The 17107-nt window shown below is 47.9% G+C and carries 12 protein-coding genes and 1 tRNA gene; 10 read left to right on the top strand and 3 right to left on the bottom strand.

Going from position 1 to position 17107, the window contains the following annotated elements; translation table 11 throughout:
- The first annotated feature begins 128 nt into the window (after nucleotides 1–128).
- Nucleotides 129–1535: an NAD-dependent malic enzyme gene (locus HZB62_08175; GenBank protein MBI5075121.1), complete on the top strand. Its 1407-nt coding sequence runs from the start codon at nucleotides 129–131 to the stop codon at nucleotides 1533–1535.
- 109 nt (nucleotides 1536–1644) lie between these two features.
- The gene (locus tag HZB62_08170; GenBank protein ID MBI5075120.1) at nucleotides 1645–2580 is read left to right on the top strand and encodes a TIGR01212 family radical SAM protein; all 936 of its coding nucleotides are present in this window, start codon (nucleotides 1645–1647) and stop codon (nucleotides 2578–2580) included.
- A 38-nt stretch (nucleotides 2581–2618) separates the two neighbouring features.
- Here HZB62_08170 and HZB62_08165 read toward each other — a convergent pair whose 3' ends face one another.
- The gene (locus HZB62_08165; protein MBI5075119.1) at nucleotides 2619–3122 is read right to left on the bottom strand and encodes a nitroreductase; all 504 of its coding nucleotides are present in this window, start codon (nucleotides 3120–3122) and stop codon (nucleotides 2619–2621) included.
- Nucleotides 3123–3172: 50 nt separating this feature from the next.
- Here HZB62_08165 and HZB62_08160 point away from each other — a divergent pair, with 50 nt between their 5' ends.
- Nucleotides 3173–3322: a NifU family protein gene (locus HZB62_08160; protein ID MBI5075118.1), complete on the top strand. Its 150-nt coding sequence runs from the start codon at nucleotides 3173–3175 to the stop codon at nucleotides 3320–3322.
- Between the two features lie 186 nt (nucleotides 3323–3508).
- Here the strand turns inward: HZB62_08160 and HZB62_08155 are convergent, their stop codons facing one another.
- Nucleotides 3509–4240, bottom strand: a complete 732-nt coding sequence (locus HZB62_08155) for a hypothetical protein (GenBank protein ID MBI5075117.1) — start codon at nucleotides 4238–4240, stop codon at nucleotides 3509–3511.
- Between the two features lie 161 nt (nucleotides 4241–4401).
- Here HZB62_08155 and HZB62_08150 point away from each other — a divergent pair.
- The 4 genes from HZB62_08150 to HZB62_08135 all read left to right on the top strand — a co-directional run bounded on the left by HZB62_08150 (nucleotide 4402) and on the right by HZB62_08135 (nucleotide 9189).
- Nucleotides 4402–4478: transfer RNA gene (locus tag HZB62_08150), tRNA-Arg, on the top strand.
- A gap of 115 nt (nucleotides 4479–4593) precedes the next feature.
- A complete protein-coding gene (locus HZB62_08145; GenBank protein MBI5075116.1) occupies nucleotides 4594–4869 on the top strand; it encodes an HU family DNA-binding protein in 276 nt (91 codons plus the stop codon).
- Between the two features lie 476 nt (nucleotides 4870–5345).
- Nucleotides 5346–8828, top strand: a complete 3483-nt coding sequence (locus HZB62_08140) for a hypothetical protein (GenBank protein MBI5075115.1) — start codon at nucleotides 5346–5348, stop codon at nucleotides 8826–8828.
- A 40-nt stretch (nucleotides 8829–8868) separates the two neighbouring features.
- Nucleotides 8869–9189, top strand: a complete 321-nt coding sequence (locus HZB62_08135; GenBank protein ID MBI5075114.1) for a hypothetical protein — start codon at nucleotides 8869–8871, stop codon at nucleotides 9187–9189.
- A gap of 9 nt (nucleotides 9190–9198) precedes the next feature.
- On the opposite strand, the gene glgP is transcribed toward HZB62_08135, so the two are convergent.
- Nucleotides 9199–10923 carry an alpha-glucan family phosphorylase gene (glgP, locus tag HZB62_08130; GenBank protein MBI5075113.1) on the bottom strand — a complete coding sequence of 575 codons (1725 nt, stop codon included), beginning with the start codon at nucleotides 10921–10923 and terminating at the stop codon, nucleotides 9199–9201.
- 324 nt (nucleotides 10924–11247) lie between these two features.
- On the opposite strand from glgP, the gene HZB62_08125 reads away from it, so the two are divergent.
- From HZB62_08125 to HZB62_08115, 3 genes are read left to right on the top strand one after another with little or no spacing between them, the layout of a single operon-like run.
- The gene (locus tag HZB62_08125) at nucleotides 11248–13635 is read left to right on the top strand and encodes a DEAD/DEAH box helicase family protein (GenBank protein MBI5075112.1); all 2388 of its coding nucleotides are present in this window, start codon (nucleotides 11248–11250) and stop codon (nucleotides 13633–13635) included.
- Between the two features lie 3 nt (nucleotides 13636–13638).
- The gene (locus tag HZB62_08120) at nucleotides 13639–15066 is read left to right on the top strand and encodes an N-6 DNA methylase (protein ID MBI5075111.1); all 1428 of its coding nucleotides are present in this window, start codon (nucleotides 13639–13641) and stop codon (nucleotides 15064–15066) included.
- A complete protein-coding gene (locus tag HZB62_08115) occupies nucleotides 15063–17018 on the top strand; it encodes a restriction endonuclease subunit S (protein MBI5075110.1) in 1956 nt (651 codons plus the stop codon). The genes HZB62_08120 and HZB62_08115 overlap by 4 nt, the downstream gene beginning before the upstream one ends.
- Nucleotides 17019–17107: the final 89 nt, after the last annotated feature.

Genomic DNA, 17107 nt, shown 5'->3' with positions numbered 1-17107 from the left:
AACCCCTATCCCTGCGCGATATATAGGAACTATTCTGACACAGTCGCTATTGAGCCAATAAAAGTCTTGCTGTATTATACGACGAACTGTGGGATAATAAAACACATCTTACGTCTTTGGAGGAAACCATGTCTCACCAGCCAAGTCCAAGCTACAGTATCACCCTGCGTCTTGAGATCGACAATCGTATCGGCATGTTTGCCCAGCTTGCAACCGTGCTCAGCCTGGCAGGAGGAGACCTTGGGTCCGTTGATATCGTTCGTGTCGAAAAGGGCAAGATCATCAGGGATGTTACGGTCAATGCCCGCGACGCAGAGCACGAAATTGCGATTGCCCGTGCCATAAAGGAGATGAGGGGTATCAGGGTGCTGAGGGTGATGGACAGAACCTTCTCGGCACATGAGGGCGGCAAGATAGAGATCCACAACAAGATCGCGGTCAAAGACCGGGCAGATCTCTCAAAGGTCTATACGCCGGGCGTTGCCCGCGTCTGTATGGATATTTTTGAGCATAAGGAACATACGTATAAATATACGATCAAAGGCAATTCGGTCGCTGTTGTCACCGATGGCACGGCCGTGCTCGGTCTCGGCGATATCGGGCCTGAGGCTGCAATGCCGGTCATGGAAGGCAAGGCGATGCTCTTCAAGGAATTCGGCGGGATTGACGCATTTCCTATTGCCTTGAACACCAAGGATACTGAAGAGATCATAGCCACGGTGAAAAACATAGCGGTTCCGTTTGGGGGTATTAATCTGGAAGATATTTCAGGACCGCGCTGCTTCGAAATAGAGCGTCGGCTCCAGGAGATGCTGGACATCCCGGTTTTCCATGACGATCAGCACGGCACGGCAGTTGTTGTTCTTGCAGCGCTCATCAATGTCGGCAGGCTGCTCAAAAAGGATATCAGGAAGTTCCGTGTTGTTATTGCCGGCGCAGGTGCTGCCGGGATCGCAAACGCAAACATGCTAACAGCGTTCGGCATTAAGGACATTATTGTCTGTGACAGAACCGGTGCAGTCTATCAGGGCAGAAAAAAGTATATGAACCCATACAAGAGGCTTCTTGCAAAGAAGACCAATCCAAGGAAAATAAAGGGCAGCATTGTCGAAGCCCTCACAGGAGCCAATGTCTTCATCGGTCTGTCCGGTCCGAATGTGATCGCAGCGGATGATATCAGGAAGATGGCAAAGGATCCCATTGTGTTTGCCCTGGCAAATCCTGAGCCGGAGGTATCTCCCGAGGACGCCCTTCCCCTTGCGAAGATCCTTGCTACGGGAAGGTCAGACTATCCGAACCAGATCAATAATGTGCTCGGTTTTCCCGGCATATTCAGAGGTCTTCTTGACGTCAGGGCAAAAGGGGTGAACGAGGCGGTCAAGTTCGCTGCCGCACAGGCGATTGCCCAGGTAATTTCTACGGATGAACTGCATGATGACTATATCATTCCGAGCATCTTCGACCGCAAAGTGGCATCATCTGTTGCCCATGCCGTTGCTGAGGCGGCGCGAAAAACAGGCCTCGCACGGCACTGACCAAAGACAGTCTCTCATGCATTTCCGGGCGGCGTCTGCCGGCAAGAGGGCGATCTGGCTTTCCATCCGGTCGTTTGACAAGGGCTTTCTATAAGGATGATAATTGACCATGCAGAGATATAATTCATTCGGTGCCCATATGCGCAGGACCTTTGGCACGACAGTCTACAAGGTCAATGTGGATGCCGGATTCACCTGTCCAAACAGGGACGGGACGCTCGGCTTCTCGGGCTGCATTTATTGCAACAACGACAGTTTCAGACCAAGCTCCTGCAAGCCCTCATTGGCCATCGCCGAGCAGGTAAGAAACGGCATCAGTCATACAAAAAAACGTTTCCAGGCAGCAAAGTTCCTTGTTTATTTTCAGGCCTATACCAATACATACGCCCCTGTTGAAGAACTGGAAAGGTTCTATAGAGAAGCCCTCTCTGAGCCTGACGTGATAGGTCTTGCGATCGGCACACGGCCGGATGCTGTTGATCCGGAGAAGATCAGGATGCTCGAATCTCTTGCCTCGCAATACTTTGTTCTGATCGAATACGGGCTTCAGTCAATGCATGACAAGAGCCTCGATTTCATTCAGCGGGGCCACGATTATATGGCGTTCCTTCGGGCCGTAGAGATGACTAAAGACAGGGGCATCCATATCGGAGCTCATCTTATAGCAGGATTCCCGACCGAGACCCGCCAGGAAACGCTTGCCATGGCTGAAGAGATGTCATTGCTGCCGATCGAGTTCCTGAAGGTGCATCAACTGCAGATCGTTAAGGACACGCCGTTGGCAGAAATGTATAAAGACCATCCGTTCCCGGTTTTCGGATACCAGGAATATCTCGATTTTGTGGTTGATTTTATGGAGAGGACCGCACCGCATATCGTGTTCCAGCGGCTTTTTGCGACCGCGCCTGACGACATCCTCATCGCGCCTGTATGGGGGAAGAACAGGCACCAGATCCTGAGCGACATTGAAAAGAACCTCATGGCCAGGGATACGGTCCAGGGGAAGAATTTCCAGCCTTCATCAGCAGTTTCCATGAAAGGCTGATCATAACTTCTCGGTCTAAACAACCTGAGCAGCTCCGGCTAATCGCGGTACACGATCAGCTCTTTCAGTTCTTTTCTTTTTGTTGAACGCGGCGTTTCATCAGGATATCCCATAGCGATCACAGCCATAAGTTCCAATTCCTCAGGCAGGCCGAGGAGCTGTTTTATCGGTTCGCTGCTCTTAATGATCTCGCCGAGCCAGACAGCACCGAGTCCGAGAGCGTGAACTTCAAGGAGCATGTTCTGCAGGCAGGCGCCGATCGACTGAATGTCCTTCTCCCGGTGATAGCTCCTGGCAGTATCAAGGAATACCGGTATCAGCGCCTGCGCGGCAAGCACTATCTTCGCGTAGCGGGTCAGTCCGGAGATCTTTTTAATGGTTGCTTTATCCGTTACAACAGCAAAGCGCCAGGCCTGATTGTTCAGACCTGATGGCGCCCATCGCCCGGCCTCAAGGATCTTTGCTATCAGGTCATCAGGAACCTGATCTGATGTGAACTTCCTGACGCTGCGCCGGGCCTTTATACTTTCAAGCATGTCCAAAGTAGCTCCAATCTGTTACAATTATTTGCTTATTTTTAAAAAGGAGACTCATGGAAAATATAGAGAAAGATATTCAGAAAATCAAGCAGATCATAGAAGAGCTGAAACCTAACTATACGGCTCTCGGCGGCGATATCGAATTTGTGGACATTAAAGATCATGATGTGCGGATACGGCCTACGGGCTACTGCTGGCGTTGACATATGACCCGCATGGACCTGGTCAGGGCCATAGGTGACAGGATCAAGGCTGAAATACCGTGGGTGAAGATGGTCATTGTGGCGCCTCAGAATGCGGCCTCACAGAAATAAAACGCAGCTTCCTCATTGCAGTCATCGGAGGCCGTAAGGCTGACAAGGCGCTAACATCAAAATAACGATCGCGTTCTAATTCGCGCTCCCGTTCAGGTGATTGACAAAGTCCTGGACGGTCATCTCTGCAGCAAATATCATTTCCTCCTTCAGGAGATCGCAGTTATTCGCTTCGAGTTCATCGAGTGACATGCCCCGGTCATGGTCTTTTGATAAATAGACATAGCTCTTCTGCCAAAGGACATCGCCCTGCGGGTCCTTCATGGTGACCACGGTCTTTGCCATAAATCCGTCAGCAATGACTCCTTTGTCCATTCCGCGGTCCAGTATGATGCCGCCGCGTGTAAGGTCGATGCTCCCATAGGCAAGACGCTTGACATCGAGTTCGATGATCGCTGTCTTTATGTTTTCGTTAAGTTCCTCCTTCAGCGGTTCCCTGACTGCCGAGAGTTCGGGCCAACCCGGCGCCTTCTCATTAACGCATTCAAGAAACCTGTCCATGACCATTGAACCGAAATCAGGGATCAGATACTGGGTATCTGCACCGCGTGCTTTACTATAAGCATCGCCTACCACAAAAAGGGCAGATCCGCCGGGCACCGCAAGGGTCGCCAGGGCCATGACGCCGGTTTCGGTGCCTGACGACTTGAGAATGCCAGGGGTTTCATAGCGGATCATCTTTATCGGACCGAGTGTTGCCCGGTCGTGGTTAAGAAGCGCTTGATTGGGCGTTGAAGCACACCCCTGATTCAGGAAAAGGGCAGCGACAATAATGAGCGGCAGGAACCAGGAATATCTTTTTTGCATGATAAGACCTCCTTGCTGATACAGTATTATGCAATCAGGCTCGAGGCATTGTAAAGCCAGCACAGGCAGCGATGCAGAAGGTTGATTCGGTTGACACATACCCATAAACAGATATAAGATATTTTCCTATTGCTGCAATTTTGCAGTGTTGCTATGCATATGCCCCCTTAGCTCAGTCGGATAGAGCACAGGTTTCCTAAACCTGGGGCCGCATGTTCGAATCATGCAGGGGGCACCACTTCATTCTTTCACAATTTTTTCCTAACACGCAAATTCCATTGACAGGGTGAACCCTCTTTAAATATGATTAACGGCAGAGATTCAGTTAATAATTCCAATAGGAGGATTAGGGTATGACAAAGGCAGAACTTATCGAAAAGATGGCAGAGGCATCAGACTGCACCAAGGCTTGCGCAGGCAAGGCACTTGATGGAGCTATCGAGGCAATCATCAAGTCGGTCAAGAAGGGCGACAAGGTTTCCCTTGTTGGATTCGGCACTTTCTCACAGTCAAAGAGGAAAGCAAGGACCGGAAGAAATCCTCAGACCGGCAAGGCCATCAAGATCGCTGCGAAGAAGCTCCCCAAGTTCAGCGCTGGCAAGGCTTTCAAGGACGCAGTCAACAAGTAGTCGGATTTTAGGGTATACAGAGAAGCCCCGGATGATCATTCCTCCGGGGCTTTTTTTTGCGGGCGGACGTTTTATTTCCGGCATACAATACCCCCTTCAGCCTCAGAGCGGTATAATACGGCAATGAGATATCACCTCAAAGACAGTCACTATTCTGAAGCAACGGGCAAACTGCATATCCTCTGCCCGCATCGGGACAAAACCGGCATATGTGTGCATGTCGTTATAAAAGAAGGACACTGCTACCGCTCACGGCAGTGTATGCTGCTTAGCTGCAAGTTCAATATCCTTCAGTCAGATCTTCAGTGTCTCCTCTCTCTTGCCTGGTAATCGGGCTTTACCGGTCGAACCGGTGACTGCGACAAAGGGAACCCCTTGTTTTCATTAATTTATTGACAGGAGTCCTCAAATTTAGTACCTTCTATTATGCTGATCTCGGCAAGAACGCAGGATATTGAGGGGCTGGCACCAAGAGTATGACCGACTCCTCTCAGACGCAGGGCAACAAAATACCGGATGAGAAGAATATCCCCCCGGCTTCGCACACAGCGGGTGAACCTTCCGCATGTCCAATACCCGCTGATAATAAATCCGAAGCGATAACCGAAAAGTTCCTTACTGTTGCAAAAGAAAAAAATAACCTTGAGTCTGTCATTATGTCGCAGAGCGACATAATCAAGGGGCTTGAGGAGGAAAAAGAAAAACTCACCCTCTCGCTCCGGAAGTTCTCCGCAAGCCATAAGAGCATGAAAGAAAAGCTTCTTGATTTTGACATTCTCCGGAACATGGAGATCTCGGAGCTGAAGAAAAAGATCGAAAATCTTATGGCAGACAATAAGAAGCTGATCGCTGAAAAGGACTCGATCTTCAGAAATCTGGAGCGTGATCAGCAGAATATCTCTCGCGTTGACGGGCAGGCTGTCAAGTCTCTGAAGAGAGAAAAAAGAGAACTTGAGGAACGGCTGAGAAAGATACCGGAGACCGGAGGCACCGGGGACCAGCAGGTCACACAGACAGGCTTGGACCGGGAAGGAGAAAGCCACAAGGCATCCCTCGCATCTCTGCTTAAGACGGTTGAAGACCTTGAGAAGAGCATTGCAATCGGCGAACTTGACCTTGAGGAGACGAAAGAAAGCCTGAAGACAGCGGCCGGCAGAATTGAAAGGCTCGAAACCGAGCTGTCACTGGCCAGATCGCAGATCGCAGAGATCGAGCTGGACCGGGATGAGGCAAGAGCTGAACTGTACAATGGCCGGGTCGAGCTCGATCACCTGAAGGCGGATAAGACACATGTTGAGGAAAATCTCCAGCAAAAGGTTGATGATTACAGCAGGGAGATCGCAGAGCTTAAGACTGATATTGATGAGCTGACCTCTGCCATTGAGAGCAGAATTCATGTTATCGATGAGCTTAATGCCAAGGTCGTTCGCCTCAGCGGTGAGCTCAGCCATAAAGACAGCGAACTCCATGAAAAGATCCCCGCACTTCTTGAAAAGATAAATTCCCTCTCGATGTCCATTGACATGAAAATGGAAGAGAATTCCCTCTTCTCGAAAGAGCTGTTTGATCTCAATGTCAAGATCTCCGCGCTTAACGAGGAGATGATCGGGAAGGACGAGCTCCTGATCGATATCTCCCAGGACTACAAGAAGCAGAAGGACGAAATTGAGGCATTGCATGGCGCCCATGAGCTTACGCTCAAGAACCTTGTGTATGAACGTGACCTGCTGAAAAGAGAGGGCGAAGACCTCAGGGTTGCTGCAGTCAGTCAAGCCCAGGCGCTTGATAAGGAGCGGCAGGAGAAAAACGATCTGGAGGCCAGGCTCCTGGATGCCATGGCAGCGAACAAAAAACTTGAGGATGATACTGTTGCTCTCCGTAACGCGGTCGCCGGGAACGATCAGCAGATCCATAACCTTATGGAGGATATCTCCGGGCTTCGGTCCGGCTCTCAGCAGGCGGCAGCGGAGCATGAAGATGCCATTGCTGATCTCCAGGAACAGATCGTCAGCCTGAGCAGGGAGCTCCTGGGCAAGAATGAACAGTTGGCGCTTTTGGCTTCTGCAGAGGCGCAGGGAGCAGAAAAAGACAGGACCATAGCAGAGATCCGGAAACGACTGCGGGAATATGAGGAAAAGATCGAACTGTCCGAGTCGGAGCAGACGGACAGATATGCTGCACTGGAGGACCAGATCTCTGTCCTGAACCGGCAGCTCCTCGAAAAAAATGAACTCCTTGCCGGCATGTCCTCTGAAGAGCATCAGACCCCTGGAAAAGACCGGGATGTCGAAGACCTCCGGAATGAGATCGCAGGATATCAGACAAGGCTTGAAAGTGCCACGGCAGAACATGTCTCTGATCTGGCTGCGTTGCGGGAGAAGATCGCCCTTCTGAACCAGCAGCTCCTTGAAAAAAATGAGCTGCTCACCGCCATGACATCTGAGCGCGAGCATGAGAATAATGAGTTCTTGTACCAGACTGATTCGCTCAGGAAAGAAAGAATGCGTCTGGATGAAGAGATGAACAGACTGACAGCAAGGGGGCTGGAGCAGGAAAAAGAACTCGCAGAGAATATCTGTCTGCTTGACGTATCCCGCAAAGAAAAGTCCGGCCTTGAGGAAGACCTTGCGCAGGCCGCAGAAAAGATCAATGAGCTTGTCCTTGAGCAGGACCGTCTGGCATCTCAGCTCAGCCGGAAAGAGCAGTCCCTGTCAGACGCCAGGGCAGAGATCAGCGCGTTGCAGGAAAATGCAGCGGTCCTGATGGCATCGCAGACAGAGCTTGGGAAAAAGATAGCAGAAAAACGGGAGATCACAAGTCTTGCGAACACTGAGAAGGCGGAGCTGCAGAAAACTGCCCTCGAGTACAAAGAAGCCTTTGAGCATCTGAAACAGGAAATCATCCTGCTGAACAGAAATCTTGCTGAAAAAGAGCAGGCTATCAACCTGCTGGTTTCAGAAAAGAAAGATTTTGCCGGGAATGTTGCGGGTCAGCAGGAAAAGATGGATCAAGCCCGGTCCCTGATCAGCAGCCTTGAGAATGAGCTTAATAAAAGCAGACATGATAACAGCCGCCTCAGCGCTGAACATGATGATATCTCAAAGACCATTGCCCGCCTGCAGGGCGAGATCAGTTTGCTCAGCCGGACAAAAGAGGAAGAGATCAGAGTCCTTAAGGCTGATCTTGCGGTCTATGGCAGTGCAGTGGCTGACCTGCGGCTGAAGCTTGAGCAGGGCATGCGTGAGAATGCTGAGCTCAGATCAAAGCTCCAGGCCTCTCAGAGCGCTGACCGTGAAGCCCCAACGCCTGTTTTTGAGAAAAGAGAGGAAACTCTTCCTGCACGCGTCGAGAAAATATCGCCTGCAAGCAGGAGCTCGCTTTCTTATGCTCTTCTTGCTCTTATCCTGCTTGGGGGTATCGGATTTTCTTTTTATGCGTATAATGCCGGACTTATCAGTCTGCCTGTGCTGAAGCCTGCGGCAAGGGAAGAGGTAAGGAAAGAACTGGCCTATAACGATATGCTCTCCCTGCTCACCAAGGTTTCTGCTTCTGATGATCTCAAGTTCCAGGCTACACTGTTGACCGAATCTCTTGTTCTTAAATCAGACGCTCCCGGAGATAAAGCACTTTTTGATTTTCAGAATAATCTTTACTTTAAGGTCAGCATCAGCTCTCCGCGGGAAGGACTTGATGACGAAATTGCCGATGACCCCTATCCCGCTATCGCCCTGACAGCAGGAGCAGATACGGTAAAGCCGCTGACGCATATACAGGTTAAGGGTATTAAAACCTTCTATAGAAAAGAAGAGCCTGTATCAATAATGTTCTACTGTGCCTTTCCAAGGACTGTGCTGATGCCTGACCGGGATACTCTCTCCCTTTCTTTCAGAAATCAAAAGAGCACGGCAGATATTGCCTGGGACCTGAAGGTGCTCAGGGCCGGCAACCTCTTCCCCTAAGCATCGGAAGATATAACTTCCGCAGTGAGATAAGACTACTATGGCAAGACTCTATATTCTTCAACTGATCGCCGGCATTGTTGGGGGCTTTATCGCGGCAAAAAAAGGAAGGAGCGTTTTATTCTGGTTTCTGCTCTGCTTTATCCTGCCTCTGTTCACCATTGTTATTTTGATCCTGCCGTCTTTAAAGGCCGAAGCCGCAGGAAGGCGATGCCCTAACTGTTCACAGCCTCTCAGTAAACGTGAAGACAGATGCGGCCACTGCGGCTGGCAGACGCCGATCGAGCTTGTTCAGTGCAGTACATGCGGAAGTTTTGTGTCTGGGCAGGAGAACTGTCCGACCTGCAGCCGGAAAAGGTAAAACGAGCGGTTATCTGATGTATGCCTCGGTCACGTATCGTCTCATCATGCGGTGAGAGTTAAAGTAATAAGCGTTCTTGCCGATCGCATTCTGCATCATACGGATCCAGGTATGGCGTTCGTTATGATAGAGAGGTATGAGCACATGCTCAAGCTTGTGATAGAGGTCCTCAGCGTCACGCGCATCTGCATCAGCGCCCGGAGTCAGTTCCTGCGGAGCAGGACCTATTGACCATCCGGTAAAGCCCTCAATGTGTCCCTCAATCCACCATCCGTCAAGCACGCTGAAGTTCATTACGCCATTATGGGTCGCCTTCATGCCGCTTGTTCCGGAGGCTTCAAGAGGTCTCAGGGGTGTATTCAGCCATACGTCAACGCCCGAGACTATCTTCAGGGCGGTCTCCATGTTATAGTTCTGCAGGTACACGATCTTTATCCGGTCTTTCAGTTTTTCCTTGTAGTCAAAGATGTTCTGGATCAGCTGTTTGCCGGGAGCATCATGAGGATGTGCCTTGCCTGCATAGACGATCTGGAGCTTGCCTGATCCTATCTTTTCAAATCGTTCAAGGTCCCTGAAAAGAAGGTCTGCCCTTTTATACGCAGTTGCCCTCCGCGCAAAGCCAAGGGTCAGGACATCAGGAGAGAGCTCAACTCCCGTCTGCTCCCTGACGTAGGAGATAAGATGCTGTTTCGCTTCAGCATGGGCACTCCACAATTTCTCGTCCGGTATACGGCCGATCCGCACAAAAAGCTCAGGCTCATTAGCCCATCCCGGCAAATATTCGTCATAGATCTTTTTGAAGCTGTCGCAGGTCCAGGTAAAAGAGTGCACACCGTTTGTGATCGCATGGATCTCATATCCGGGGAACATGCTTTTGGAAACTTCGCCATGCTTTTTTGCCACCCCGTTGATGTAACGGCTGAGGTTCAGGGCAAGCAGGGTCATATTAAGGCCGTCCTTGCCTGCCAGATCCTGGAGCAATGAAAGAGGTACGATCTCTCCCATCGTCTTCAGCACCAGATCATAGGGGAATTTATCATGGCCTGCTTCAACAGGCGTATGGGTCGTGAAGACACAGAGATTCTTTACGGTCCGCCTGTCCCAGACAAGCTTTTCGTCCCAGACATCTTCGATCGGTTTTTTAAATCTGTTCAGAAGCTCCAGAATAAGAAAACTCGCGTGGCCTTCATTCATATGATATTTCTTGATATCAAATTCCATCTCATGAAGCATTCGCACGCCGCCCAGGCCCAGAACGATCTCCTGCTTCAGTCGGTATGCTTTGTCGCCGCCGTAAAGGTGTGCAGTGATCTCCCTGTTTTCCGGTGCATTGGCAGACAGATCTGTATCAAGAAAAAAGACGGGGATGCTGCCGCCTGTCAGGCTCTTGACCGTATAAAGCCAGGCCTGGACCTGGACATCTTTTCCTTCGATCTGGACCGTGACCCTGTAAGGAAGGAGCTTCATGTGGTCAGCAGGGTCCCATACTGCCGGGTGCTCGATCTGCCTGCCTGTATTGTCGATCTCCTGAGTAAAATAGCCTTTTCTGCTCATCAGCGTGACTGCAACCATCGGCAGCTTGAGGTCAGCGCCTGAACGGATCGTATCGCCTGCAAGAACGCCAAGTCCACCGCTATAGGTGGGAATATCGTTATGCACGCCTATTTCCATCGAAAAATAGGCGATCTTGGGTTCCCGGGTAAGTTCCTGGATAAGCTCCTGAGCTTCAGTCATAGCTGTTTATTCTAAGCTATTTGCAGGAGAGAAACAATCATTTGGATCAGAGGCCGGTTCGGACATCCCGATGATCTCAATCGCGCATAGAGAATACAAAAAACCATGGGTGCAATAATCAGCGCTTTCATATAAAATATCACGTAATTATAATCACTTAGAAAACTGGAAAGGAGAGGGGTTTTATACTGGTGGATAGTCCTAAAATGCTTGATAACTCTCTCCCTCAGTTCCAGTTAAGAACCTATCTTTCCGATCTTCTTACCTCAGAAAAATATACAGAGCTTTCGATTGCAACCGGTTTCAAGGTAATTCGAGAGACAGATGATTGATAAAAAGAGTTTATCCGAACGCGATATATGTACAAAGTGTATTACGCCTGCTTTAGAGAAAGCGGGGTGGGATAAACAGACTCAACTTCTGGAAGAAGTTTCCTTCACAGACGGTAAAATATATGTTCGCGGCAAGCTCACAGCAAGAGGTACACAAAAAAGAGCGGACTATATCTTATATTACAAGCCCAATATCCCTATTGCCGTTATTGAAGCAAAAGACAATAATCATTCTGTAAGGGCGGGCATTCAGCAGGCCCTTGACTATGCACAAATCCTCGACATCCCCTGTGTATTCAGCAGTAACGGTGACGGCTTTCTCTTTCACGACAGAACGGCAACAGATAGCAACATTGAAACTGAATTGACTTTGGATGACTTTCCATCACCCGAACAGCTCTGGGAGAGGTATAAAAAGTACAAGGGCATCACAACGCCTCATGGGGAAAAAGTTGCAGCCCAGGATTATTATTTTGACGGGACCGGTCGCAAACCTCGCTATTACCAGCAAATAGCCGTGAACAGGACTGTTGAAGCTATCGCCAACGGACAAAACAGAATCCTGTTGGTAATGGCAACGGGTACGGGCAAGACATATGCCGCGTTTCAAATCGTTTACAGGCTTTGGAAGGCAGGTGTAAAAAAACGTATTTTGTTTTTGGCTGACCGCAATGCCTTGCTCGATCAGACAAGAAGAAATGACTTTAAACATTTCAAAGACAAGATGACGGTTGTAAAACAACGCCAGGTGGACAAGAGCTATGAAATTTATTTGGCCTTGTACCAGGGCTTGTCAGGTTCTGAAGAAGACAAGAATATTTACAAACAGTTTTCCCGTGAGTTCTTTGATTTGATTGTAGTGGATGAGTGCCACCGGGGCAGCGCCAAGGAAGATAGCGCATGGCGCGAAATACTGCAATATTTTAACAACGCCACACAAATCGGTTTGACAGCCACACCAAAAGAGACCGAAGAAACCAGCAATATTGAGTATTTCGGTGAACCTATCTATACCTATTCACTTAAACAAGGCATTGATGATGGTTTCTTGGCCCCTTATCGCGTTGTAAGAGTTGCCCTAAATGTTGATGTCGAAGGTTGGAGACCAGAACAAGGCAAAACCGATATTTATGGCAACCCGGTAGAAGACCGCATTTACAACCGAAAGGATTTTGATCGCAATCTTGTAATTGAAGAGCGAACCGCCCTCGTTGCAAAAAAGGTAACCGAGTTCTTAAAGGGATATGACCGCTTTGCAAAATCAATCATCTTTTGCCAGGATATTGACCATGCCGAACGGATGCGGACGGCGTTGTCTCAATGCAATGCTGATTTGGTCTCGGACAATCATAAATATGTGATGCAGATTACAGGGGATAACGAAGAGGGCAAGAGGGAACTGGACAACTTCACAAATCCCGAAGAAAAATATCCTGTCATTGCAACTACCTCTGAGTTAATGACTACAGGCATTGACGCGCAGACCTGTAAAGTGATCGTGTTGGACAGCAACATTGCGTCAATGACCAAGTTCAAACAGATCATTGGCAGGGGAACAAGGATAAATGAGGAATACGGAAAACTCTATTTCACCATTATCGATTTCCGAAATGCCACCGATTTATTTGCCGACAGAGATTTTGACGGCGATCCCATACGCATCAAGCCTGTAAGAGAAGATACTGATTTAGGTAGCCTCATTGACGAAGAGGAAAATGACACGACCCCGATTATTGATTATGTAACAGGCGAAGAAATTACTATTGAGCCTCCGGCAGTCAGGACACCGTCAGAGCCGTATACAACGCCTCAGCCGAGGGAAAAGGTATATGTAAACGGCGTGGATGTGTCTGTGCTTGTTTCCCGTGAGTTGTATTTTGACCGGCAAGGGCGGCCCATTACCGCGAGTTTGAAAGATCACACCGGAGAGATAATCAAAGGTCAGTTTGTCTCGCTTGACGACTTCCTGAACAAATGGAATGCGACCGACCGCAAGGAAGCTATCATCAAAGGATTGCAAGAACAGGGTGTTTTGGTGGAAGCCTTACAGGATGCCGTTGACAGACAGGTTGACCTCTTTGATTTGATCTGCCATGTGGCTTTTGACCAGCCGCCCCTGACGAGAAAAGAACGGGCAAATAATGTGAAGAAGCGCAACTACTTCACAAAATATGGAGAACATGCCAGAAAAGTATTGGAGGCGTTGCTGGACAAATATGCAGATGAAGGGGTTGAAAACATAGAAAGCCTGGAGGTCCTGAAGGTAAAACCCTTAACAGAGTTCGGTTCGCCGACAGAGATCATCCATGAGTTTGGCGGCAGGGATAAATATCTGGAGGCTGTAAAGGAATTGGAGAATGAACTTTATAAGGCGGCATAGGGCATGAGCAATGTTTCAGGCATTATAGAAAGCATACGCAAGATCATGTGGCAGGACATTGGTCTGAATGGTGACGCGCAGCGCGTTGAACAATTGGGCTGGATGCTTTTTCTGAAAATATTTAGCGACAAAGACAAAGAAATGTCTCTTCTGGACGACAAATATAAGTCACCCATTCCGGCACAGTACCGTTGGGAGTCATGGGCTGCCAATGATGAAGGAGATACAGGGGATGAGCTGCTGGAGTTTGTTGACCGAAAGCTGTTTCCGGCCCTCCGCAATATTAGTGTAAATACCGGCAACCGCCGGGCGTTGATTGTGCGCGAAGTGTTTGAAGGCAACCATAACTACATGAAGAGCGGCGGCAATATCCGCAAGGTGCTGAACAAACTCAATGAGCTTGACTTTAACGTTGCCAAAGACCGCCACGCCTTTGGCGAAATTTATGAAGGCATTCTGAAGGAATTGCAGAGCGCGGGCAAAAGCGGAGAATTTTATACGCCAAGGGCTATAACTCAATTTATTACTGAAATAATAAATCCGCAATTAGGCGAAAAAATGCTTGACCCTTCAACGGGTACAGGCGGGTTTATTACCGCAGTAATTGAGCACCAGAAAAAGCAGGCCAACAACATAGAAGACAGGCGCAGCATTGCTGAAAATGTGGCAGGGTGGGAGTACAAACCCTTGCCTTATCTGCTGGCAATCACCAATTTGATTTTGCATGATATTGAAGTGCCGAATATTACTTTCAGAGATGCCTTAGACCAACCATTGAGCAATTATACCGAAAAACACAGGAGGGTTGATATTATTGAAGCCAATCCGCCTTTTGGCGGGATTGTGGCCAACAGCAACGAGAACAATTTTCCGCAGAACTACAGAACAAAAGAAAGCGCCGACCTGTTTTTGATTTTGATGATACACCTGCTCAAGCACGGAGGCCGCGCAGGCATCGTGTTGCCCGACGGCTCGCTAACAGGCGAAGGCGTAAAACAAAGAGTAAGGCAACGACTGCTTGAAGAATGCAATCTCCATACCATCATCCGCCTGCCGAATTCCGTTTTTCAGCCCTATGCAACAGTAGCAACCAATCTGTTATTTTTTGAAAAAGGCAAACCTACTAAAGACATCTGGTATTACGAACACCGCTTGCCCGAAGGACAGAAGGCATACAGCAAGACCAGGCCGATACGGCTGGAAGAATTAAACCCGATTAAAAAGTGGTGGAAGAAAAGAACTGAAAGTGATGTTTGTTGGAAGGTAAATATTGAGACCATTGTTGAGCGTGGTTATGATCTGGATATTAAAAATCCGAACAAGCAGGAAGAGGCCCACGAATACAGCAGCTCGGAGCTGATGGGGATGCTGCATGAGAGTTTTGACAAGAGTAATGCTTTGTTGGACCAGTTGAAACAGGCTGTGCGATGAGCTGGAAGAAAGTACGGTTGGGGGAAGTTTTATCTCATCGTAAAGGTTTCATCACAATAAATGATAATGCAGAGTATAAGCTTTGCCGAGTTCAACTGCATAGACGAGGTGTTGTTCTCCGTGAAATGATCAAAGGCAAAACCATTAGAACTAAGAAACAACAGATATGTAAATCAGGCGATTTCCTTGTAGCTGAAATGGATGCAAAAGTTGGTGGATATGGATTTGTGCCTGAAGAATTAGAGGGAGCAATTGTTAGCAGTCATTATTATTTATTTGAACTAGATGAAGATAAAATAAGACCGAGATACTTAGAGGTAGTTTCAAAGTTGTTAATTCTTCAGGAGCAGATTAAAGCAACTGGTTCTACTAACTATGCAGCGATTAGGCCAATAGATGTTTTGAACTGGGAAATTCCGCTGCCAGATGTGGGCCATCAAATTAGAATTGAAAACCTGTATGAAATAACTGATAAGAAAGGAACTACTCTCACCGCCGAACTCACTCACCAGCTTGATTTGGTAAAACAACTCCGCCAAGCCTTTTTACGTGAGGCTATGCAGGGCAAGCTGGTAGAGCAAGACCCAAAAGACGAACCAGCAAGTGAACTGCTCAAGAAGATTAAAACTGCCCTTCGACAGGCTCAGGGTGACAAGAAAAATTGGAAGCAAAAAGGACTGCCTCCGATCAAAAAAGATGAAATCTCTTTTGAAGTTCCAGAAAGCTGGGTGTGGTGCAGGTTGGGAACTATAGCAGAAATGTGCTTGGGCAAAATGTTAGACCAAATAAAAAACAAAGGGTCATTACAGCCGTATTTGAGAAATACAAACGTTAGATGGGGTGGTTTTGATCTCTCCGATTTAAAGGAAATGAGATTTACAGAAAGCGAAGAGGATAGATTTTCAATAATTAAAGAAGATTTAGTGATTTGTGAGGGAGGCGAGCCGGGTAGAGCAGCAATTTGGGAGAATGAAACGCCAATCAAATTCCAGAAAGCGCTTCACAGAGTAAGAGTTAATGGGAAAGTATTAAGTAGCAAGTATTTGTTCTACTGCATTTTGTCAGATGCAAATACCAAAAGATTGATTGATTATTTTACTGGGGCAGGGATTCAACACCTTACAGGAAAATCCTTATCGAAATATGCTATTCCACTCCCTCCCCTTCCAGAACAACACCGTATCGTCGCCAAGCTGGAGCAACTCATGCATTTGTGCGATGATCTGGAACAAAGCATCCGTCAGAGCAAAGAGCAGACAAATATGCTGCTGCAATCGGCGTTGAGGGAGGCGTTACAGCCGAAAGCAAAAATTATTCAGTTGCCTGTCTTGCAGAAAGCAGAAGACAAAGCATTCCTGAAACGAAAAGTGCTTGCTACTTACATTATCAATCAATCCTTGAATGACCCGTACTTTGGCGACACCAAATTTGAGAAGTTGTTGCATTTAGCTGACCATATAGCTATCAAACGCAATCTGAATCAAAAATATATCCAGAAGGTGGCTGGCCCATACGACAATAGTTTTACCTATCCTTATTTTGAGCAAGTCGAAAAGAGCAAATGGTTTATTAGAAAAAAGGATGGTTCGCGATATTTTTTTAAACCAGGGCAAAGTCATTTAAAATCAATGGCGACATATAATCTCTTTTCCGAAGATGAATTGAAAAGAGTGGATAAAATCATTAACTATTTCAAAAACTCAACCTACGAAAAGCCTGAAATAGCTTCAACTCTCTATGCCGTATGGAACAATAGAATTATCCAGCAGCAGGAAATAAATGATAACTTATTGATTGAAGACTTCTATAAATGGGATGAAAATAAAAAACGATATGAGCGTGCCGTCTTGGAAAGAGCTTTGCAATGGATGAGACAGGAAGGGCTTGTGCCGGACGGTTGGGGGAAGGTGATTCTAAAGGCAGGCAAAGAAAAAGTTGGGAATAAATTATGACGATTAATGGAGTTCGAGTTTTTGCTGGCCTCGAAAAACAGATAAATAATCAAGGCTATGCCCTCTACGTCCTCTCACCGGAAGAGATT

This window comes from Nitrospirota bacterium (assembly GCA_016214855.1).
Lineage (GTDB): Bacteria > Nitrospirota > Thermodesulfovibrionia > Thermodesulfovibrionales > UBA6898 > UBA6898.
Note: the sequence above shows the minus strand (reverse complement) of the source record. Positions and strands in the feature narration are given on the sequence as shown.